This window comes from Halomonas sp. AOP43-D1-4 (assembly GCF_052446175.1).
In the GTDB taxonomy this organism is placed as follows: Bacteria; Pseudomonadota; Gammaproteobacteria; order Pseudomonadales; family Halomonadaceae; genus Vreelandella; species Vreelandella citrativorans.
In genome coordinates this window covers 47,651-68,890 of sequence record NZ_JBQSVY010000006.1, presented here as the reverse complement: position 1 = coordinate 68,890, position 21,240 = coordinate 47,651, and the positions used below count along the sequence as shown (strand labels likewise).

Annotated in this window: 22 protein-coding genes and 2 tRNA genes; 13 read left to right on the top strand and 11 right to left on the bottom strand. The window is 51.3% G+C overall.

Translation table 11 applies throughout. The features are described from left to right. Positions 1-30: 30 nt before the first annotated feature. The 3 genes from ACT3RQ_RS08010 to ACT3RQ_RS08000 all read right to left on the bottom strand — a co-directional run bounded on the left by ACT3RQ_RS08010 (position 31) and on the right by ACT3RQ_RS08000 (position 3,266). Positions 31-1,515 carry an NCS2 family permease gene (locus ACT3RQ_RS08010; protein ID WP_444621882.1) on the bottom strand — a complete coding sequence of 495 codons (1,485 nt, stop codon included), beginning with the start codon at positions 1,513-1,515 and terminating at the stop codon, positions 31-33. Positions 1,516-1,736: 221 nt separating this feature from the next. Next, positions 1,737-2,927 carry an amino acid aminotransferase gene (locus ACT3RQ_RS08005; RefSeq protein WP_172118415.1) on the bottom strand — a complete coding sequence of 397 codons (1,191 nt, stop codon included), beginning with the start codon at positions 2,925-2,927 and terminating at the stop codon, positions 1,737-1,739. Further along, positions 2,928-3,266, bottom strand: a complete 339-nt coding sequence (locus tag ACT3RQ_RS08000; RefSeq protein ID WP_444621883.1) for a 4a-hydroxytetrahydrobiopterin dehydratase — start codon at positions 3,264-3,266, stop codon at positions 2,928-2,930. A gap of 126 nt (positions 3,267-3,392) precedes the next feature. Between ACT3RQ_RS08000 and cobA the strand changes: the two genes are divergently transcribed. From cobA to dcd, 4 genes are all read left to right on the top strand, one after another. Beyond that, a complete protein-coding gene (gene cobA, locus ACT3RQ_RS07995) occupies positions 3,393-4,172 on the top strand; it encodes a uroporphyrinogen-III C-methyltransferase (RefSeq protein WP_444621884.1) in 780 nt (259 codons plus the stop codon). A 142-nt stretch (positions 4,173-4,314) separates the two neighbouring features. After that, positions 4,315-5,424, top strand: a complete 1,110-nt coding sequence (locus ACT3RQ_RS07990; protein WP_444621885.1) for a kinesin — start codon at positions 4,315-4,317, stop codon at positions 5,422-5,424. 151 nt (positions 5,425-5,575) lie between these two features. Beyond that, positions 5,576-6,376: an iron-sulfur cluster carrier protein ApbC gene (apbC, locus tag ACT3RQ_RS07985; RefSeq protein ID WP_172118419.1), complete on the top strand. Its 801-nt coding sequence runs from the start codon at positions 5,576-5,578 to the stop codon at positions 6,374-6,376. 11 nt (positions 6,377-6,387) lie between these two features. Further along, positions 6,388-6,954: a dCTP deaminase gene (gene dcd, locus ACT3RQ_RS07980; RefSeq protein ID WP_172118420.1), complete on the top strand. Its 567-nt coding sequence runs from the start codon at positions 6,388-6,390 to the stop codon at positions 6,952-6,954. A 111-nt stretch (positions 6,955-7,065) separates the two neighbouring features. Here dcd and purN read toward each other — a convergent pair whose 3' ends face one another. Both purN and purM read right to left on the bottom strand, forming a co-directional pair. Continuing rightward, a complete protein-coding gene (gene purN, locus ACT3RQ_RS07975) occupies positions 7,066-7,818 on the bottom strand; it encodes a phosphoribosylglycinamide formyltransferase (protein ID WP_441679129.1) in 753 nt (250 codons plus the stop codon). Further along, positions 7,815-8,882, bottom strand: a complete 1,068-nt coding sequence (gene purM / locus ACT3RQ_RS07970; protein ID WP_087107413.1) for a phosphoribosylformylglycinamidine cyclo-ligase — start codon at positions 8,880-8,882, stop codon at positions 7,815-7,817. Before purM ends, purN begins: the two co-directional genes overlap by 4 nt. Positions 8,883-9,081: 199 nt before the next feature. Here purM and ACT3RQ_RS07965 point away from each other — a divergent pair, with 199 nt between their 5' ends. Continuing rightward, positions 9,082-10,194, top strand: a complete 1,113-nt coding sequence (locus ACT3RQ_RS07965; RefSeq protein ID WP_441679131.1) for an AI-2E family transporter — start codon at positions 9,082-9,084, stop codon at positions 10,192-10,194. Further along, a complete protein-coding gene (gene hda / locus ACT3RQ_RS07960; RefSeq protein WP_172118424.1) occupies positions 10,191-10,895 on the top strand; it encodes a DnaA regulatory inactivator Hda in 705 nt (234 codons plus the stop codon). Before ACT3RQ_RS07965 ends, hda begins: the two co-directional genes overlap by 4 nt. Positions 10,896-10,955: 60 nt before the next feature. Here the strand turns inward: hda and ACT3RQ_RS07955 are convergent, their stop codons facing one another. Then, positions 10,956-11,330: a phasin family protein gene (locus ACT3RQ_RS07955; protein WP_444621907.1), complete on the bottom strand. Its 375-nt coding sequence runs from the start codon at positions 11,328-11,330 to the stop codon at positions 10,956-10,958. 239 nt (positions 11,331-11,569) lie between these two features. Between ACT3RQ_RS07955 and ACT3RQ_RS07950 the strand changes: the two genes are divergently transcribed. Then, positions 11,570-12,946, top strand: a complete 1,377-nt coding sequence (locus ACT3RQ_RS07950; protein ID WP_441679132.1) for a class II fumarate hydratase — start codon at positions 11,570-11,572, stop codon at positions 12,944-12,946. A gap of 8 nt (positions 12,947-12,954) precedes the next feature. Here ACT3RQ_RS07950 and ACT3RQ_RS07945 read toward each other — a convergent pair whose 3' ends face one another. Further along, positions 12,955-14,040 (bottom strand): endonuclease/exonuclease/phosphatase family protein, encoded by a 1,086-nt coding sequence (locus ACT3RQ_RS07945; RefSeq protein WP_444621886.1) that lies wholly within the window; start codon positions 14,038-14,040, stop codon positions 12,955-12,957. 172 nt (positions 14,041-14,212) lie between these two features. On the opposite strand from ACT3RQ_RS07945, the gene ACT3RQ_RS07940 reads away from it, so the two are divergent. From ACT3RQ_RS07940 to ACT3RQ_RS07930, 3 genes are all read left to right on the top strand, one after another. Next, positions 14,213-14,289 (top strand) — tRNA-Val (locus ACT3RQ_RS07940). Between the two features lie 21 nt (positions 14,290-14,310). Continuing rightward, a tRNA-Val gene (locus tag ACT3RQ_RS07935) sits at positions 14,311-14,387 on the top strand. A gap of 296 nt (positions 14,388-14,683) precedes the next feature. Continuing rightward, entirely contained in the window at positions 14,684-14,959 is a 276-nt protein-coding gene (locus tag ACT3RQ_RS07930) for a hypothetical protein (RefSeq protein ID WP_193057209.1), read from the top strand. On the opposite strand, the gene ACT3RQ_RS07925 is transcribed toward ACT3RQ_RS07930, so the two are convergent. From ACT3RQ_RS07925 to ACT3RQ_RS07910, 4 genes are all read right to left on the bottom strand, one after another. After that, a complete protein-coding gene (locus ACT3RQ_RS07925) occupies positions 14,956-15,423 on the bottom strand; it encodes a GAF domain-containing protein (protein WP_444628744.1) in 468 nt (155 codons plus the stop codon). The two genes, ACT3RQ_RS07930 and ACT3RQ_RS07925, sit on opposite strands and share 4 nt — an antisense overlap. Positions 15,424-15,490: 67 nt before the next feature. Next, the gene (locus ACT3RQ_RS07920; RefSeq protein WP_172118430.1) at positions 15,491-16,282 is read right to left on the bottom strand and encodes a MetQ/NlpA family ABC transporter substrate-binding protein; all 792 of its coding nucleotides are present in this window, start codon (positions 16,280-16,282) and stop codon (positions 15,491-15,493) included. Positions 16,283-16,387: 105 nt separating this feature from the next. Next, positions 16,388-17,041 (bottom strand): methionine ABC transporter permease, encoded by a 654-nt coding sequence (locus ACT3RQ_RS07915; RefSeq protein WP_087107396.1) that lies wholly within the window; start codon positions 17,039-17,041, stop codon positions 16,388-16,390. Next, positions 17,022-18,065, bottom strand: a complete 1,044-nt coding sequence (locus ACT3RQ_RS07910) for a methionine ABC transporter ATP-binding protein (protein WP_444621887.1) — start codon at positions 18,063-18,065, stop codon at positions 17,022-17,024. The genes ACT3RQ_RS07915 and ACT3RQ_RS07910 overlap by 20 nt, the downstream gene beginning before the upstream one ends. A gap of 462 nt (positions 18,066-18,527) precedes the next feature. On the opposite strand from ACT3RQ_RS07910, the gene ACT3RQ_RS07905 reads away from it, so the two are divergent. From ACT3RQ_RS07905 to ACT3RQ_RS07895, 3 genes are all read left to right on the top strand, one after another. After that, positions 18,528-19,154: a riboflavin synthase subunit alpha gene (locus ACT3RQ_RS07905; protein ID WP_444621888.1), complete on the top strand. Its 627-nt coding sequence runs from the start codon at positions 18,528-18,530 to the stop codon at positions 19,152-19,154. 197 nt (positions 19,155-19,351) lie between these two features. Next, positions 19,352-20,650: an NCS2 family permease gene (locus ACT3RQ_RS07900; RefSeq protein WP_444621889.1), complete on the top strand. Its 1,299-nt coding sequence runs from the start codon at positions 19,352-19,354 to the stop codon at positions 20,648-20,650. Between the two features lie 38 nt (positions 20,651-20,688). Further along, entirely contained in the window at positions 20,689-21,234 is a 546-nt protein-coding gene (locus ACT3RQ_RS07895) for an adenine phosphoribosyltransferase (RefSeq protein WP_172118434.1), read from the top strand. Positions 21,235-21,240 lie beyond the last annotated feature (6 nt).

Here is a 21,240-nt window from a genome sequence, read left to right as displayed (position 1 = left end):
TAATAAATGGGGTAATTAACACATAGTCAATTAACGCTTGTGTGGCGCTTGCTGGAATGAGAAATAGGCAAATAGCAGCGCCATTGCCAAGTAGCCGAGCACAAATTGTGGCGCGGCGTTCAATGCAAGTTGAGGCGCGTGCATTAAACCGACAAATGAAAAGCCTGCTGCAATCAAGGCAAATACGGCAGCGCGCCGAAACTGATGATCAATCACCGACACCGTCATGGCGCCCAACAAAATAGCCATAAACATGGCGCCTTGGCCCATTACCACAATGGCACTGGAAATATCGCTCACCACTTCGCCTGCGCCACGGCTAAAGCGCGTCATTATATAGTTAGCAAAGTAGGGCAGCATGGCGAGTGCGACGGCGGGATAATAGCGCGTATCGTTGGCCTGGAATGCCGTGGCAATCATCGACATGCCCACAAAGACTAATATGGGCGCTACCACGGAGACGGGAATAATGGCTGCCAGGGCGGCAATTAATCCTGTCATGGTGGCCAGCGCATAAACAGCACCGTTCAATAAGCTGTAACCGCGCCCGGCGCCCATCCACTTTGCGCCTACCGTGGCGATATACACGGTAGTAGGAAAAACGCCGCCAAACAGTGCGCCGATCATGGTACCTACGCCGTCAACCGCCTGACATTCGCGGACGTCGTATTTGTCGCCAGCTGCCTCCATCGCTTCAACATTATTCATGGTCTCAATGGCGTTATAAAGCGTAATAGGAAGAACAACGGTTAGCACAGCGAGCATACCGGTAAATAGTAAACCTAAACCTTCAAACCAGGCCAAATTGGGAAGCAGCGGGTAAAAGCCCAGGTGCGTAAATGCATCGCTGAAGCGCTCACTGCCAGCATCACCAATCAAGTAAGCCATCGCCGTGCCGACGATAATCGCGAACAGCGAGGTAGGCAGTTTAAAGGGCATGCTGACCCGGGCTACCAAGCCAACGATAATAATAGCCAGCACGAGAAGGCCAATAACCGGTACTTCCAGTGTTTTAAACAGCATCTCACCGGCAATAAACGTAAGTGCTACCCCCGCGACAGCCCCCAGCATGGCAGCCCGTGGCAGATGATACTGCACCCATCGGCCAATCAGGCTAATTGCCGCTTCAATAGTGCCACTAATAAAGCAGGCAGCCACCGCAACCTTCCAGGCCAGCTCGGTATCACCGGTCAGTTGCTTGGCGGGTAACAGTACGCCAAATAAAAATACAAACATAACCGGAGTAGAAATGCCGTATGAAAGGGCGGTAACGTCGGTACGGTTCTCTTTCCTGGCTAAGCGTGCAGCGCTCCAGGCGTAATAGAAGTTGCCGACCATAACGGCAACGGCCGCTCCTGGCAGCACCTGACCATAGACGATCGAGGCTGGGAAGCCCATGCCCAGCATGGTAATCGCGATAACGATAAAGTTGGCGATATTATTTTGGAAGAGAGCAAAGAAGGCATCGGTGTCTTCTTTTTTATACCAAGGGTAGTGTGTGCTGGCTGCCGCCATGGAAAGCCTCGTTAATAAAAGAGTTTAACAGTGCAAACCGTTAGGCAGATAGACCCAGGTGGGGTTGACTGATCGGTCAGGTTGGCGCTGAACAGGACGCCGCACGGGCGGCCTTGGCTCTGGCGGCAAGCACGCAATTGTACACAACAATACAACCATTCCCAAGATACAAAAACGCCCAGGCAAAGCCTGGGCGCCGAGTAAAGCATTAGGCAACGCGGTTAGTCGTTAACCGCTGCAATTGCTTTGGCAAGGTAAGGGAGATTTTCATGTGAGAAGCCCGCAACGTTGGCGCGTCCAGAGCGGACCATGTAAATGCCAAACTCATCGCGTAAGCGATCTACCTGGTCAGGCGTTAGCCCGGTGTAGGAGAACATGCCGCGCTGTTCAGCAACACAAGCATATTTCTGATCCAGGCCGTAGGGTTTCAGGGCTTCCACAAAATCGCGGCGCAGCGTATTAATACGGTCACGCATTTCGGTGAGTTCTTCACGCCACATGGTGGTCAGTTCGGCATCGTTTAAAATTTCGCTTACGATGGCGCCGCCGTGAGCAGGCGGGTTGGAGTAGTTTTCCCGGGCCACAATGGCCACCTGAGAACGCACATTCTCCATCTGCTCCGCGTCTTTAGCGACCATGATAAGGCAGCCAGTGCGCTCGCAGTAGATACCGAAATTCTTCGAGCAGGAGCTGGTGATAATCACTTCGTCCAGCTGTTCGGCTAGTAGGCGTACGCCGTAGGCATCTTCATCAAGCCCTTCACCAAACCCTTGGTAGGCGAAGTCAACGAGCGGTAGGAGCTTACGTTCACGTAGAACGACCAGCACTTCCTGCCACTGCTCTTGGGATAGATCAAAACCGGTCGGGTTATGGCAGCACGCATGCAGCACCACGACGTCGCCTTCAGGAATTTTTTTCAGCGCGGCCAGCATGCCTGAAAAATCGAGGCGGTTATCAGCATCTACATACGGATATTTATGCAGCGCTATGCCCGCAGACGTAAAAATACCGTGGTGATTGGGCCACGTCGGGTCGCTTACCCAAATACCTTTATGGGGTAGCTGAGTCGCAATAAAGTCAGCCGCTAAGCGTAACGCACCGGTACCGCCGGGGGATTGAGTAGCGCTGGCGCGTTTGGCTTCCAGTACGGGGGAGTCGCTACCCAGCACCATGGGCAATACGACATTGCTGTAGGCGGGCGCCCCGTGCGAACCGATATAGGTTTTGGTGGCTTCATTCTTGAGCAGGCGAGCTTCAGCTTCTTTGACTGCGCGCATTACCGGTGTAGTACCCTTTGAATCGCGGTAAACCCCTACGCCCAAATCAACCTTTTGCGGATTGGTATCTTTTTTGAAAGCTTCGATCAGCCCGAGAATGGCATCTCCAGGGACTCGCTCAATATGCTCAAACATTTACTCAGCTACCTCGTCGGTTCTGGCGGCAAGAATGAAATCATTAAGATGCAGGCCATTAATACGATGTGTCCACCACATTACGGTGGTTTTACCCCATTCGGTGATTAACATGGGGTGGTGTCCGGCCTGCTCTGCTATTTCGCCAACACGCTGGGTAAATGTCAGCGCCTTGGCAAAGTCATAAAACGAAAAGCTTCGTGACAGCTTTATGATGCCATCGTGCTCGACAATCCGCCACTCCGGTAATTGCTCAAGATAAGCCTGACACTCGCTTTTATCTAGCGGCGGGGTACCTTTCGAGCAGGGCTCACAGATAGTTTGTGCAAGCCTGAGCATATACATTCCCTCATAAAATCGGCATAACACTGGTCATGAAAGCAGACAAACGCAAACACGGCCAATTATCATTGGAATGATTACGCGTAAGCAGCAATATAGGTATGAATTTTGTCAGGAGGTGAAATGAGTGGTTTTGTTAGCTTGGTGGGCGCAGGTCCTGGCGATGCAGAGTTATTAACCTTAAAAGCCTACAAGCGCCTCCAGCAAGCAGATGTCGTGCTTTACGACCGCTTGGTTAGTAGCGCTATTTTGGCGTTACTGCCGAGCAATACGCAGCGCTTCTATGTTGGAAAGGTCCGGTCGCAGCATAGCGTTCCTCAACAGGAGATTAATCAACTCTTGGTCGACTGGGCCATTGAGGGCAAAAGCGTCGTAAGGCTTAAAGGCGGTGACCCGTTCATCTTTGGTCGCGGCGGTGAAGAGTTGGAGGCGCTAATCACTCATGGGGTAGCGGTGGAGGTTATTCCCGGTATCACCGCCGCCTCAGGATGCTCCGCTTATGCTGGCATTCCGCTTACCCACCGTGATCATGCACAGGCTGTCCATTTTGTGACGGGGCATTGGGCGGATGATGAGCAGGCAGTGGAGTGGGAAGCGTTAGCAAAGCCAAACCAAACACTGGTTTTCTATATGGGGCTAAACAGCGTTGGTGTGATTAGCCAAAAGTTGATGGCGTATGGGATGTCGCGTGATACGCCTCTGGCGTTGATTGAGCAAGGGACGATGGCTGAACAGCAAATCCATACGGGAACATTGGCCTCGCTGCCTGAGGCCTTGACGACAGGTGGTATTCAATCACCGGCGCTTTTAATTATTGGTAGTGTGGTTTCACTGCATACAAAGCTTGCGTGGTTCAAAAATGCTCATCCAGGCGAAGCTCCTGTTCATAATGATCTACAGTAGAAGGTGGGCTTGGCTAATGCATTGAATCTGCTAGTGGACTGGCTAGATGCCATTTGCTGTGTATGCTTGTAATGGAAGATATGCGCTAAACGCATCTTTAACGCTGCTGATATCGGTAGCCTGGTAGAGAGAGGGACGCAGAATGTCAGAAGAAAACCATTCGGATCATCAGACGCCTGCGAGCAGGCTGGATGCCAAAACACTATTTAAAGATAACCGAGTCAGGGCTATCGCGGGTATCGCCGCCATTGCCGTTATTTGGGCGATCATGGCGCAGTCCAACGCAGGCACTCATAAAGAGCGTGTTGAAGCGCTTGAAGGGCAACTGGCAAGTGCTGAACAGGACAACCGTCGTTATAGCCGCCGTATCCAGGAAATAGATCAGGCAGAAACCAATTTAGCGGACATGCAGGAAGAGGTGGCGCAGCTTGAAGAGCAGCGTAATGAAGCCAGTTCTGCGTTGGAAAGCGCACAGAATGACGTGGCTACTATCCAGACGCGCCTTGAAGCATTAGAAGCTCAACGAGATGAACTTCAAAATGAAGTGAATGCTTTAAACCAGGAGCTGGAAAACGCCCAGGGTGATATGCAGTCACTGCGCGATGAGCGCGATGAAATCACAACAACCCGTGATAATGCTGAAGCGACACTTCAGCAGATAGAAGAAGCCCAGCAGAGCGCTGATGAAGCGCGGCAAGAGGCTGAAACCGCACGCCAACAGGCTGAAGAGCAGCGCCAGCAAGCGGTTGAAGCACTAAGTAGCGCTGAAGATGATTTTGCTGAACTTGAAGAGCAGAGCCGTCAAGCGAATGAAGCGCTCTCTGGCCTTGAGAAACAGGTGGCTTCGGCACAAAGTGAGCTGGATGAGTTGGAAAATACCCGTGACTCCCTCACCTCTGAGCGTGATGAGCTTCAAAGCGAAGTCGATTCATTGGTTGAGCTTCGTGAAGAGGAGTCGCAGAGCCTGGAGCAGGTGCGTGGCGAAATGGAAGACTTGATGGTTGCGCTTGATCTTGGTCGTAATGAAGTTGCTAACATTAATAGCGATATTGAAGCGCGTGAAGAAACCTTATCTCAACTGGAGTCTCAGCTAAGTAGTTGGCGAGATGAGCTTTCTTCCCTTGATCAGCGTTTAGGTAGCGTCGATGATGCAGCAAATGACGCCTCATCCGAGGGTGGCGCAACGGATCAGGCACCTGCAAACGAAAGCGATAACAACCAATCACAGAGCCAACAGCAAAGCAATAATTAAGCGTATTCGTCTGAATCAACCAGACGAATTGACAGGCGGATGCTGGTAGCCCCAGCATCCGTTTTTGTTTGTTGGTTTATGAATACGTGGTCACAGAGTATCATTTGGCACAACGTGAATAGTTTTTGCCTGGATTATAGGAGCGCGACTAATGGACGGCGTTAAACATATTGTCGCAGTGGCCTCGGGAAAAGGTGGGGTTGGTAAATCGACCGTCACCGTTAACCTGGCGCTGGCACTGTCTGCTCAGGGTTATCGTGTGGGCGTACTGGATGCGGATATTTATGGTCCAAGCCAGGCGCAAATGCTTGGTGTGAAGGAGGGTGTCCGCCCCGAAGCGACTGACAACAACCAGTTTTTACCGTTGAATGCCCATGGCCTTCAAGCCATGTCGATGGCCTTTTTGGTCAATACGCGTGAAGCGATGGTCTGGCGGGGGCCAATGGTGGTGGGGGCTTTTCAGCAAATGCTCACACAAACACAGTGGGATAATCTTGATTTCCTACTGATTGACATGCCCCCAGGCACCGGCGATATACAGCTGACACTGGCGCAAAAAGTGCCAGTAACGGGAGCGGTTATTGTGACCACCCCGCAAGATATCGCGCTGTTGGATGCGCGTAAAGGTATCGAAATGTTCCGCAAGGTGAATGTTCCGGTGCTTGGTGTGGTTGAAAACATGAGCCTTTACCACTGTGAAAACTGTGGTCATGAGGCCGCAATTTTTGGTACAGGAGGAGGGGATAGCATTGCCGAAGAGTACCAGACAACCGTGCTGGGACGGCTGCCATTGACGTTGTCCATTCGAGAGCTAGCAGACTCGGGTACTCCAAGCGTTATCTCAGAGCCTGATAGCTCGGTAAGCCAAGCGTTTGCAGAGATTGCCAGGCAAGTTGCCCAGTCAGTAAATGGCAGCGAAAGCGATGGGCCCACTATTTCTTTTAGCGAGTGATGAAGTAACACATGAGTATCAAATCAGATAAGTGGATTCGTCGCATGGCACAAAGTGATGCCATGATTGAACCGTTTGAAGCAGAGCAGGTTCGCTATGTTAATGATCAGCGAGTGATCTCTTACGGCACATCCAGCTATGGCTACGATGTCCGCTGTGCCGATGAATTTAAGGTGTTTACCAACATTCACTCGGCCATCGTTGATCCTAAAGCGTTTGACGAAAAAAGCTTTGTGGACGTAAAAGGTGATGTTTGCATTATTCCGCCTAACTCGTTTGCGTTAGCTAGAACGGTTGAGTATTTTCGTATTCCGCGCAGCGTGCTGACTATTTGCCTGGGCAAATCAACGTATGCGCGTTGCGGTATTATCGTGAACGTCACGCCGCTTGAGCCGGAATGGGAAGGGCACGTAACGCTTGAGTTCTCTAACACGACCAATTTGCCAGCCAAGATTTATGCTCACGAAGGTGTGGCGCAAATGCTGTTTTTAGAGTCCGACGAGGAGTGCGAAACGTCGTATAAAGATCGAGGCGGGAAATACATGGGACAGCGTGGTGTTACGTTGCCGCGCACGTAATCGATACGCCTGTTAAGTAGCCCTAAAAGTAAGGCCTTACGGTTTCCCGTAAGGCCTTACTTTCTATTTACTGTGCGCGTTTCTGCGAACAGTAACCGACAGGTCGATCAACTACACGTCGCTGTCTTCATCCAACTCTTCATCAAGCTCTTCAGCGGCATCGGCATGAGAAAGACGCATACCATGTTCAGGCAGAAGATGACCGTCCATTTTGGCGCCTTCTGCGCTGTACTGTAGCCGCCCCTCTAAAAACCACTGTACGGCGATTGGGTAAATCAGGTGCTCGCGGGCGTGGACCTTCTCTTTAAGCGTCTCTGCGTTATCCTCAGGAGTAACCGCTAATTCTGCTTGCAGAACTACGGGGCCGCCATCCAGCTCTTCGGTAACAAAATGCACGCTGCAACCGTGGCTGGTTACTTTGTCGGCCAGTGCCCGTGCATGGGTATTTAACCCTTGGTACTCGGGCAGCAGTGAGGGGTGAATATTCAGCATCCGACCCAAAAAGCGTTGTACAAAGCGCGGCGTTAAAATACGCATAAAGCCAGCCAGCACAATCACGTCGGGTTCATGACGCTCAATCACCTTAATCAGCGCGCCGTCGTAAGCCTCGCGGTTGTCATATTCACGATGAGGCAGGGCGACGGCCTCGATGCCGGCCTCGTGGGCGCGCTTCAAACCATAAGCGTCAGCCACGTTGGAGATCACCGCCACAATCTCGCCGCCTAAACGGTCATGCGACTGCGCATCAATCAACGCTTGAAGATTACTGCCACTGCCTGAAATCAGCACAACGACCCGCCGTGGCCCGGTAGGTTCTGGTGTCATGTCGGTAATCGTGTCGCTGGGATATTCGGTACCGCTCATGCTGACAGGTTCTCCAGCACCACCGCCTCTTCCTGACGTTGGGTAATATGCCCGATACGATAAACCGTTTCACCTTGAGCTTGAAGATGAGCCATGGCCTGGTCAGCTTCAGCCGCAGGAATCACCAGTACCATACCGATGCCGCAGTTAAGCACGCGGTGCATTTCGACTTCGTTAACATTGCCTTGGGCCTGAAGCCAATCGAAAACCGCGGGGCGCTGCCACGTATTAATATCAATATGTGCTGCTAGCGTATCAGGCAGTACGCGCGGAATGTTTTCCAGCAGGCCGCCGCCGGTAATATGGGAAAGCGCATGAACCGGAATAGAGGTGCCGCGCATTAGTGAAAGCAATGATTTGACGTAGATACGAGTCGGCGCCATTAATGCATCACCCAGTGGGGCATTATCTACCTGGGTGTCGAGAGAGGCATTGCTGACGTCAAGGATCTTACGAATCAGTGAGTAGCCATTGGAGTGAGGGCCTGAGGAGGCAAGCCCAAGAAGAACATCGCCTTCTGCCACTTTACTACCATCAAGAATTTCGGATTTTTCCACCACTCCAACGCAAAAACCGGCTAGATCATAGTCACTGCCTTCGTACATGCCCGGCATTTCGGCGGTTTCACCACCCACCAGAGCGCAGCCTGCCAGTTCACACCCCGCACCAATACCCGTTACAACATCTGCCGCGATATCCACATCCAACTTGCCCGTGGCATAGTAGTCAAGGAATAACAGCGGCTCAGCACCTGCAACAATCAAATCATTAACGCACATGGCCACCAGGTCGATGCCGATAGTGTCATGTTTGCCAAGGTCCATGGCGAGACGTAGCTTGGTGCCTACGCCATCGGTGCCAGACACCAGTACAGGCTGCTTGTAACCTGCTGGCAGCTCGCATAGTGCGCCAAAGCCGCCTAACCCGCCCATTACTTCGGGGCGTGTGGTACGTTTGGCAACGTGTTTAATGCGGTCAACTAGGGCATTTCCGGCATCAATATCGACACCTGCATCTTTATAGCTGAGTGAAGGAGTAGCCGGAGAAGTGGAAGTCTCGGTCATGACAGTTCCTGTGAAGCCTATAGCAGTACGGGGTAGTGCTGGCGAAATGGCCAGTGCTGGGCAATAACTGCAGAAGATTGTAACACCCAGCGGCGTGGGTCGCATCGCCGGTATACATGTTGGGTCAGTGTTCCTCCAACTTTTGTTATTATTAAGCGTACAAAGCGCTATTGATGGATCCAGGAAGGAGAGTCATGTAATGCGAAATTCATGGTTAGGGGTTGGCCTGCTCGCGATTTTCATTGGGCTGGTGTATGTACTTAATTCGGTGTTGATGCCCTTTATTGCCAGCATGGTATTGGCCTATTTAGCTGACCCGCTGACTAACTACTTTCAGCGGCTGGGAATGAAACGACCTTTCGCCGTGAGCCTGGTATTTCTGGTGCTGCTTATTGTATTAACGGCGAGTCTATTGATTTTTATTCCGCTGGTGATTCAACAAATCAAGCAGCTAGGGGAAGTGATGCCTGACATGTTCATGTGGATTGAGAATGTGCTGGCGCCACAGGTTCAGGAGTGGACGGGCTACGATTTGCGTGCCGAGTTAATCAATGTGCGTGAAGTATTGGTGGAAAACTGGCGTGATGCGGGAGGGTATTTGGCTCAAGCGCTAGGCCAAATTGGCCGCTCAGGTATGGCCTTTATGACATGGATTACTTATATCGCTTTGATTCCTGTCGTGACATTTTATTTACTCCTCGACTGGAAACGGATGCTGCGCAATCTTGCAAGCCTGGTGCCAAGGCAATGGGCTGATGATACGTTTCGCTTAGCGCGGCGTTGCGATGAAGTGCTGTCCTCTTTTTTACGCGGCCAGCTTTTGGTGATGTTGTGCCTGGGCGTTATTTACGCGACCGGTCTTACCGTGATGGGGCTTAACTTTGGTTTGTTGATAGGGTTTGTTGCCGGCCTGGTAAGTTTCGTACCCTTTTTGGGGTTTATTGTTGGCATTGCCGTCGCCTTAATTGTTGCATTATTTCAATTCGGTACGTGGTGGGCGGTGCTCGGTGTGATCGTGGTATTTAGTATCGGTCAAGCTGCAGAAAGTGTCATACTGCAGCCCAAACTATTGGGCGATAAAATTGGTTTGCATCCTGTCGCCGTTATTTTTGCTGTACTGGCGGGTGGAAATTTATTTGGGTTTACCGGTGTGCTGTTAGCGTTACCCGTTGCAGCTGTTTTTATGGTGCTGCTTAGAGAGCTTAACGATCGTTATAAACACAGCACCTTTTATAATGCAGAACAAGGCTCGCTAACGCCTTTACATCACCATAATGAGCTGGGGCGTCACGACGAAAGGGAGTCACCATGAGCCGAGTGCCGGCACAGCTGCCGTTAGGAGTAGGGTTGCGCGATGATGCAACCTTCAATAACTATTACGCTTCAGGCGCGAATGCTCCACTGGTTGAACATCTGACACAACAATTTCAACCGAATGCAGAGCCGTTTATCTATTTATGGGGTGCGCAAGGCAGCGGCAAAAGCCACCTGCTTCAGGCCGCCTGCCATGCGGCTTCCGATGCGGATATGCGGGCCTTGTATTTACCGTTAGCTGACCTGGGGCATTTTCCGCCCCTGATGCTTGAAGATATAGAGCGATTGGATCTAGTCGCGATTGATGATCTTGAGTATGTCGTTGGCCGAAAACGGTGGGAAGAAGCCCTGTTTCATGCGTTTAATCGCTTGCGCGATGCTGGCAAACAGCTTGTTATCGCCTCTAACACACCTCCGCGCCAGCTTGAGGTTGTGCTTCCGGACCTTGCTTCACGCCTTACCTGGGGAGTGACGTTTCATTTACACCCTTTGGATGACGAAAGCCGTTTGGCCGCGCTTAGGCTGCGCGCCAATGTCAGAGGAATGCAGCTACCCGATGACGTAGGGCGCTATATCTTGCACCGCGGACCTCGCGAATTAGGCGATTTATGTAAGGCGATTGAAACTCTGGATCAGGCTTCCTTGTCGGCTAAGCGTAAACTGACAATCCCGTTTGTTAAGTCTGCACTTGGCTGGTAAGCAAAAACCCGCTGAGTGGATCAGCGGGCATATAACGATTAATTGTTCAGAACTTAAAAATTAGGCAGTTTGACGCATCTTGCCAGCAGCAGCCTGTGCTTGTTTCACGTTTTCTTCGGTAAGCTTTTGGCTTTTCTTGAAATAATCTTGCTGAAGTGAAACCACTTTATCGGCATCGCCTTTCACGCGTTCTGCTAGCTGCTTAACAACCTGCTGTTGGCCTTCCATATAATTACGCAACCCTTGCGGATCTTTAACGCTGGTTAGCTGGCGCAATTGGTGAATGCCCGTATCAGCATAAGCCTGGCTTGCCTCCACCTGAGCGTTCAGCATCTTTTCGGCATAATCAATCGTTAGCGCAGCATAAGCGCGTGCAGGGGCCATAAAGACGTTATCAAACTGCTGGTTCATTTCATTTGTGTTGAATGTATTCATTATGAAACTCCTGCCTGAACAATAAAATGCCATTCGTTTAGCGTTTCTGCAGTGCAGCATAGCAGTCGTTTTTGTGCGCTGCAATATGGAGGGGCAGGCTTTATGTGAGCATGATGGGACATGACGGTTTACCTGCCCGGTTGGAGCGTCTAGTTTGAATAACGGCAGCGGTTGAGAAGGGATTTGCCCACGTGATCGCTTGTAGATAAGGTTGATTACCACTCAAAGGAGAGAATCATATGGATACTCGTATCGAGCGCGATAGCATGGGTGAACTTGAAGTGCCTTCTTCCGCGCTTTATGGCGCTCAAACGCAGCGGGCCATTAATAATTTTCCGGTGTCTCACACCCCTATGCCCCCCGCGTTTATCCATTCCGTAGCGCGGATAAAGCTGGCTGCAGCGCGGGCTAACCAGCAGTTGGGCCTGTTGGATGATGCTAGAGCCAAGGCTATTCAAAACGCAGCACAGGCTGTAATTAACGGGCAGCACGACGACCAGTTCCCGATCGACATTTTTCAAACGGGCTCGGGCACTTCTACCAATATGAACGTGAATGAAGTATTGGCTACCTTGGCAAGTCGTGAAGGTGTCGATGTGACGCCTAATGATCACGTGAATATGGGGCAATCAAGTAATGACGTTATCCCAACCGCCATACATGTGTCAGCAGCGATTGCGGTTAATGAGTCTCTCAAGCCAGCACTTGAGCATTTAAAGACCTGTATTGATCAGCGTGCCGAGGAGCTAAAAGATGTTGTCAAAACGGGACGCACCCATTTAATGGATGCGATGCCGTTACGCATGGACCAGGAGCTCGGGGCCTGGTCGAGTCAATTAGGGCAGGCTATTGAGCGATTCGACAGCGCGATGAGCAGGCTATGCCGCTTGGCGCAGGGTGGGACAGCGGTTGGTACGGGTATTAATGCACCTGAGGGATTCGCTGAGCAGGTAGCCAAAGAGCTAAGCGAGCAAACCGGGCTTAATTTTGCACCCAACGATAGTTTTTTTGCTAGTCTTTCATCTCAGGATGCCGCCGTTGAACTATCCGGGCAGTTAAAAGGCCTCGCGTGCGTCATTATGAAGATTGCCAACGACTTACGCTGGATGAACTCAGGCCCCTTGGCTGGGCTCGGCGAAATTGAGCTTGAGGCGCTTCAGCCGGGTAGTTCCATCATGCCGGGCAAAGTTAATCCTGTGATTCCTGAGTCGGCAGCGCAGGCGTCAGCCCAGGTGATTGGGTTGGATGCCGCCATTACCGTGGCAGGCCAGAGCGGTAATTTTCAGTTGAACGTCATGCTGCCACTGGTGGCAACGAATTTGCTCACGGCGATTACGCTAATGAGTAATACGTCACGGTTACTGGCGGATAGAGCAATTGCAACGTTCAAGGTGCGAGAAGATAACTTGCAAGTCCCCTTGGCTCGAAATCCGATTCTGGTGACCGCGCTTAATAGCGTGATTGGCTATAATGCCGCGGCGGCAGTGGCTAAAAAAGCCTACCAGGCAGGTAGGCCTATCATTGATGTTGCTGAGGAAGAGACGGATCTGGATCGTAAAACACTGGAACGCCTTTTGGATCCAGGCGTATTGACCCAGGGAGGCGTTCCGGAGTAACCCGTCGATCAGGTTAGTTGCTTCTCGGTTTTGCCTTTTTGAATCGTTTCGCTGGCTTGTTGATGCTCTTCGCTGTCTGCTTCGGGTCGCTCCTGCTCATTTTGGCGAGAGGGCTGATAGCATAGGGTGGCGAGAATAGGAAAGTGGTCAGACCCAAAGGCATCAAGGCGCTGCATGTTGACCAGGGTGAAGTGGTTGGTTACAAAAATGTGATCAAGAGGCCAGCGTAATAAGGGGTTCTTGGCGTGGAAGGTACTAAACATGCCCCGTCCGCGCCTAGGGTCAAGCATGCCGCTAACCCTGCAAAATAGTCGAGTGGTACGTGACCAGGCGACGTCATTCAGATCGCCAGCCACCAGGGTAGGCTGGGGCGTTTGGTGCACCTCTTGGCCCACCCATAAAAGTTCGGCATCACGCCATAACGACTTTTCGCTTTCTGATGGTGCAGGTGGGCGAGGGTGGACGGCATATAGGCGAATATAATCGCCGCTTTCAAGCTGCACCTGAGTATGAATGGAAGGGATATCCTCCTGAATTAGCCATTTAACGGAGGTGTCTTTTAGTGGCAAGCGCGAATAAAGATGCATGCCGTACAAGTTATCTAAAGGCACTTTAACGTTATATTTCCAGCGTTCTGCTAGCACGGGGTCGAGCTTATCCTGCCACCACTGATCTGACTCAAGGGTTAAAATGATATCCGGCTGGTGTTGCTGGATCATCCCCAATAATCCTTCCGTGTGCCGATTAGGCGTCAGCACATTGGCAATTAAAAGCGTAATGTGCTGTTTGCTGGAAGACTGCTTGGATGCGTTTTTAACGTCCACTGGCCATAGCCGAGTCCAAGGCAAGATATATTGGCTTTGTAAAGTGACGGTGATGAGAACGATAACCCAAATCGCGGTACGCCAATTGCCAGGCGATAGAAAGACGAGAGCGGATACCCCACAAAGCAGCGACAGAGTTGCTATTTGAACGCGAGGGAATTCAAAGCAGCGGATCCACCACCAGCGAAGAGGGATGCGTGCAATCAGTGTTGCAAGCAGTGGTATTAACGCTATGCACGCAAGGAGGGGGGTAAGGAGAGGGGCGAGCATTATGGGTTTCCTGCTTTAGAAAGAGGGGTGGACGGTTTAAAACGCTGAAAATTTAAATACTCACTTACGTAGCGATTTTATAGCGAGATAGGGCGTGAGTGGGTTGTTCAGAAAGAAAAAATTAGCTTGCAATGCAGTGATAAATAAGTAGAATACGCATCCGTTGCACGACAGGACCATAGCTCAGTTGGTTAGAGCGCCACGTTGACATCGTGGAGGTCGGCGGTTCAAATCCGCCTGGTCCTACCATCATCGCAACCTTTTCTATTTAGGACCATAGCTCAGTTGGTTAGAGCGCCACGTTGACATCGTGGAGGTCGGCGGTTCAAATCCGCCTGGTCCTACCAAATATGTTAGCCCCGTGCTTTTTAAAGCACGGGGTTTTTTTGTTTAGCGTCGTTCTCATGCCGTGCACGTTTATTGCGCGCAGCATTGCTATTCAGACACAGCTTACCTTGTCGGGTGTAACGCCCGGAGATCAGGGGGCTTGGTACGCTGTGTCTTTTGGCGTGAGATGATGCCTGTCACGATAACGTCATGCTTCATAAAGTACAATATGTGTATAGCTATTGGCATGGCGCTATGCGGGAATTCGCGCTGTGATGAACAACTCTCTCCATGAACATGATTCAAGGATGAAGATATGTATCTTAATTTATTGCCCCGTTGGGCCTCAGTTTTTGGTGGCTTAAAGTTAGGCCGTAAATCTGCAAATAAACCGCCGCTAGTGAGCGATAATAGTGAGAGTGTGGAGCTTGATGAGTATTTTCATACGGCTCAAGAGCTAGGGTTGAGCCGCTATAAGGCAGAAGAAATATTCAACCAAACGCTAAGAAAAGCGCGCCGCCGCTCTGAGCTATCCATGAGCGACGTTATTTTTCGCGCTTACTGCACCATTCATCTACATGCTTATCACTAGCGGGTCGGTAGATCTGTTTGGCGCTGAAAAGTCGCTATTAGCGCTTCGATTCCTGCCTGATCGTCTGCGGTAAAGCGCGCAGGTAGTGGGCTGTCCAGGTCTAGAACGCCCCATAGAAAGCCTTCTATCACGATGGGAATGACCAGCTCGGAGCGTGAGTCGGCATCGCAGGCAATATGGTCTGCGACGGCGTGTACATCATCGACCCGCTGTGTTTGCTGCTGACGCGCTGCGGCTCCGCATACGCCTTTGCTAAAAGGGATGGGGTGGCAGGCGGGCTTGCCCTGAAAAGGCCCTAGCCCCAGGATCTCGGGTTGACGCTGAAGATAAAACCCCACCCAGTTTAGGTCAGGTACTTCCTGCTGAATAAACGCGCACATTTGAGCGCTGTTGGTAAGCCAGTCGCGTGTATCAAGCAGGGCTTCGAGCTGGCGGTTGAGTAGCGCGTAATTAATGGTTGGCATCATTATCTCATCATAAACGCATCAGGCCGACACTAAGGTCGGCCTGATGAGGTGCTTGCTGAAGGGGTTATTCAGTCCAGCCCGGCACGGCAGCGCCTTTAAACAGCTCTTCAGCTTTGGCTGCTACTTCGTCGCGCTGATAGGCATCCACTAGTTGGCGAATATCTTCACGCTCTTCGTCACCGCCGCGTACGGCAATAAGGTTCACGTAGGGAGACTCAGGCCCTTCTTTGATCAGGGCATCGTCAAGCTTCAAACCAGCTGGTTGGGCGAACGTGTTGTTGATAAACGCCATGTCGACATCGCGCAATACACGGGGCAACTGGGCAGCTTCAATTTCACGGAAGCGGAAGTTGCGCGGATTCTCGGCGATATCGATCGGCGTCGCTTCCAGATACTCCGGGTCGTTCAGTGTGATCAGGCCTTCGTTATGCATCAAAATCAACGCACGACCTTCATTGGAAGGGTCGTTGGGCAGTGCAATCTGCGCGCCGTCGGGCAGATCTTCAATGCTATCGAATTTTTCTGAATAAGCACCGATCGGATAAACAAAGGTATAGCCTGCAACGGCAAGGTCATAGCCGCGATCGCTAACCATGGCATTCAAGTAAGGGGCGTGCTGGTAGGCGTTGGCATCAAGGCTACCGTCGGCCAGCGCAACGTTGGGCGTTACGTAGTCGGTAAATTCGATAATTTCGACATTAAGGTCGTACTCTTCTTTGGCAATCCGCGCCGCCACTTCCATGACTTCAGTTTCGGGGCCAGCAACGGTACCCATTTTCAGCGTGCGGGTTTCTGCGTTTGCAACGTTAACGGCCAGTGCCAAGGCTGTCAGGCTACCAATTATTAGTTTTTGCATGATAAGTCTCCTAATGCGTTGTATCGTCATTTTTTAATAATATTGGAATAAGAAAAATAATTCTAATGTTTTTTTGTTATAAGAGAGCATAGCCAATTGCGATCACTATTTACGATCACTTTTGCGCACCAGATAGTCGCCCAGGCTTTGAAAGCCTTGCACCATGACCACCAAAATAATCACGGTAATCAGCATAATAGTGGGGTTAAAACGGTTGTATCCATAACGGATGCCCAGGTCCCCCAGGCCGCCGCCACCTACCGCACCCGCCATAGCGGAGTAACTGACTAGCGTTACCAGCGTAATGGTTAAGCCTGTAATGATGCCGCCCCGTGCCTCTGGTACAAGTACCTTGCGAATAATCTGCCACGGGGTTGCGCCCATGGACTGAGCAGATTCTACCAGGCCCGGCGACACCTCATTGAGTGCGCCCTCTATCAGACGCGCCACAAAAGGGATGGCCGCAATGGTTAGGGGAACTGATGCGGCGTTGATGCCTATCGACGTACCTACCAGCATACGTGTGAACGGGATGATGGCTACCATCAAAATAATGAAAGGAATCGAGCGGCCAATATTAGTAATAATGCTCAATACCTGATTAAGCACTGGCTGGGCTAGAATTTGCCTTGGCCGTGTCGCGTACAACAATACGCCTAATGGTAGGCCGAGCAGTGTCGAAATGACGCCAGAGATGGCCACCATATACAGCGTATCCAGCGTGGCCTGTAAAATAAGGTCAAACATTGCGCTGGACATAACCAAGTACCTCGACTTCTAACTGGTGAGACTGAAGATAATCCATTGCCTGTTGCGTCTGCTCTGTCGTGCCAAGCAGTTCTGCAATCATAAGCCCTAAGGTGCGGTCCTGAATGGACTCGACTTTGGCCTGTAAAATGCTGACATCCACATTGCACTCGCGGGCCAGGCGGGAGATAAGCGGTGTTGAGACGGCATCGCCAGAAAACGTTAGGCGTACGACGGGGTGAGTGGTCTCTCCTGGCGTATCGCTTAAGCGTTCGATCAGCTCTTTAGGGGGGCTAAGCTGGAGAAAATCGTTCAAAAACTCGCGGCCAAGCTGAGTGCTGGGGGCCGTGAAAAAGTCGCCGACTTCTGCGTCTTCCACTAGTGTGCCGTTGGAAATAAGGCTTACGCGGTGGCAAATTGACTTAACCACTTCCATTTCATGGGTAATCAACAAAATGGTGATACCCAACTGGTGATTAATATCACGCAGCAACTCAAGAATAGAGCCGGTAGTTTGTGGATCTAATGCCGATGTTGCTTCATCACACAGCAGCACATTGGGTTGGCTGGCCAGAGCGCGGGCGATAGCAACACGCTGCTTTTGGCCACCCGAGAGCTGCGCGGGATACTGTTTGGCTTTGTCCGCCAGCCCGACCATTTCCAGTAGCGGAAGTACGCGGTGTTGAATGGCGCTACGTTTTTCACCCATCAGTTCAAGCGGCAGAGCAACGTTATCAAACACGTTCCGCGTAGTAAGCAAGTTGAAGTGCTGGAAAATCATGCCAATGCGGTGACGTGCCTGGTTTAGGGCGCCGCCGTTTAAGCGAGTCATCTCTTGGCCATCCACGGTCACGCTGCCACTGGTTGGCCGCTCAAGTAAGTTAACGCAACGGATTAGCGTGGATTTCCCAGCGCCGGATAGGCCGATAACGCCGTGAATAGCGCCTCTAGGTACGTGCAAATTAACATCTTTCAAGGCGTGAACGGCGTTATTGCCGCTGCCATAAGTTTTACTGACGTTGCTAAGTTCAATCATAGCGTCTGCCTTAATAGGAGGCCAAAGACGGAGTGCAAGGGAGCAAGCGTAGGGCGAGGAATAAAAAAAAGGCCACCCTTTCGGGTGGCCATCAACGCTGGACACACCCTTTTAGCTGCACTTCACCAAACCTGTGGCTTGGTGGGCGCCCGCAATATGGGTACAAATCGGCGCCATTACATGGGCCGAAAGTCTAAGCAGCCCCTTCCTCTTTGTCAATTGAAACCGGCTGCTTTACGCGTGTGGCCGCTTAATTAGGCGCAGTCGTGCGTTTTTAAACGTTTTTAGGCGTACTGCACTTTGCTTTGCGTCCATCAAGGCATTTGATTAGCGTCACGCATGCTGCTCATCATACTTTCCCGGGTGCGGTGTGCGCATTGTTAACTTCTCACGGATAAACTTGCGCCGGGTTGATTTCGTGTTTGAATAGGCGCTTTCACAGCGACATAGTAAGGGTGGATTATGTTTACCGGCATCGTACAGGGCACCGCAAGTATAGTAGAGGTGCATGAACTTGACGCGTTTCGAACCCATGTAGTGGCATTGCCACTCGAAATGCGTGAGGGGTTGGAAATTGGTGCGTCAGTGGCCCATAACGGCGTGTGTTTAACAGTTACTGCTATTGAAGGCGATAACGTTAGCTTTGATTTGATGCGAGAAACCCTGCGCTTGACTAATCTTGGTGCACTTGAACCGGGTGGGCGCGTCAATATAGAGCGTGCTGCACGGTTTGGTGACGAGATTGGGGGGCACTCGATGTCCGGCCATATTATCTGTATGGCCGGCGTCGTCGCGATAGAAGAAGCTCCCAATAACCGTCGGCTTTGGTTTTCTCTACCCGACACGGTTGGCCGCTTTGTGTTTGAAAAGGGGTATATCGGTGTTGATGGCATCAGTTTGACGGTCGGAGATGTGCGTCGCGCGGCAGATAATAGTGGCATTGAGTTCAGTGTGAATCTGATACCCGAAACGCTCTCACGCACCATGCTCAAAGAGCGTCTGCCTGGCGATAAGGTCAATATTGAAATTGATCCGCAAACACAGGTGATTGTCGAAACGGTCGAGCGCGTGCTGGCTAAACGATTATAAGAAAGCAGCGGGTGGTTGGCTGACCTGCTGGTTCGCTGATGGCCTGAAGATTGCTAGCGTTAGTGTCAGTGGAGGTGGCTCCGCTTAAACCGGCTGTGCGTTAGGTACTCGCATCGCGCGGGAGCTTTCGGTAATATGTGCGGCTTTTCTCGCTCCAAGGGGACGCATACTGCGTTTGCGCGAAGGATAAAACATACATGAAACTTCTGGATAAGTATTTCAAGCTCACTGAGCTAAATACGAATGTGAAAACAGAGGTGGTCGCCGGGATCACAACGTTCCTGACGATGGCTTATATCATTTTCGTAAACCCTAGCATCCTGTCGGAAGCGGGTATGGATTACGGTGCCGTCTTTGTCGCGACGTGCGTGGCGGCAGCGATTGGCTGCTTCGTGATGGGGATTTGGGCTAATTACCCCATTGCGCAAGCACCGGGGATGGGGCTTAACGCCTTCTTCACTTACGGCGTGGTGCTAGGTATGGGATATACCTGGGAAGCCGCGCTTGGTGCGGTCTTCTTCTCGGGTTTGATATTCTTCGTACTGAGTGTTTTTAAAGTCCGTGAGTGGATTATCAACTCGATACCACTCTCGCTACGCTTAGGGATTGCGGCAGGGATAGGGCTTTTTCTGGCCATGATTGCGCTTAAAAACGCAGGTATTGTGGTGGCTAATCCGGCGACTCTGGTCGCGATGGGAGATCTTTCACAGCCAGCGGCTCTTTATTCATTGCTGGGCTTTTTTGTGATTACCGCGTTGGCGTACCTGCGGGTCAAGGGCGCGGTATTAATTGGCATCCTGGGCATTACTCTCATTTCGATGCTGTTGGACCATAATGCATACAACGGTGTGATGTCGATGCCGCCCTCTATCGCGCCTACCTTTATGGCGATGGATCTGGTGGGCGCCCTTGATGTGGCGATGCTCAGCGTTATTTTTGCGTTCCTGTTTGTTGATCTGTTCGATACATCCGGCACGCTGGTAGGGGTTGCTCATCGGGGTAATCTACTCGACAAGGATGGCAAACTGCCTCGTATCGGGCGCGCCATGATGGCCGATAGCACAGCATCGATGGCAGGCGCGGCACTCGGTACCTCAACCACCACGAGCTATATCGAATCAACGGCGGGCATTGCATCGGGTGGGCGAACAGGCCTAACAGCCGTCGTGGTCGGTGTACTGTTTTTAATCAGTCTTTTCTTTGCGCCGTTAGCAGGCTCTATCCCGGCTTATGCCACTGCCGGTGCGCTGCTGTACGTTGCGGTACTCATGGCGGGCAGTTTATCCCATGCGAACTGGGAAGACCCAACCGATGCTGCTCCGGTATTAATTGCAGCATTGGCAATGCCGCTGACGTTTTCAATTGCTGACGGTATTGCCTTGGGCTTTATTAGCTTTGTAGGAATTAAAACGCTTTCAGGCCGGTTTAGCGACCTGAATCCTGCTGTCGTGATTCTGGCCTTGCTGTTTGCAGCGAAGTTTCTATTCCTGGGTTAATTACCCAGGCTATTTATTATTAATCTATGAGAGACGCGATGAGCATCTACGGTGACTACATTAAGTCGGTTATTCGCACCGTTCCTGATTGGCCTGAGCAGGGGGTGAACTTTCGTGATATCACTCCGTTATTACAAAACAGTGCGGCGTTTCGCAAACTAATTGATAGTTTCGTGCATCGCTATCAGGAAATGAACCTGGATGCCATCGCCGCGATTGATGCGCGTGGTTTCATTATCGGTGCACCGCTCGCCTATGAGCTAGGTTGTAGCTTTGTACCGGTTCGCAAAAAAGGCAAACTGCCTTTTAAAACGATCAGTGAAACCTACAAGCTGGAATACGGTCATTCGGAAGTAGAACTACATTCTGACGCTTTTCAGGAAGGTGACCGGATCCTGCTGATGGATGACCTGATTGCCACCGGTGGCACTATGCTGGCCGCCGCCAACCTTATTCAGCGTTCTGGCGGGCATGTCGTAGAAACCGCCACTATTATTGACCTACCCGAGTTGGGCGGTTCTCAGAAAATTCGCGATGCTGGCTTCAGCGTATTCGCGGTATGTTCTTTCAACGAAGACGAGTAACGCCTC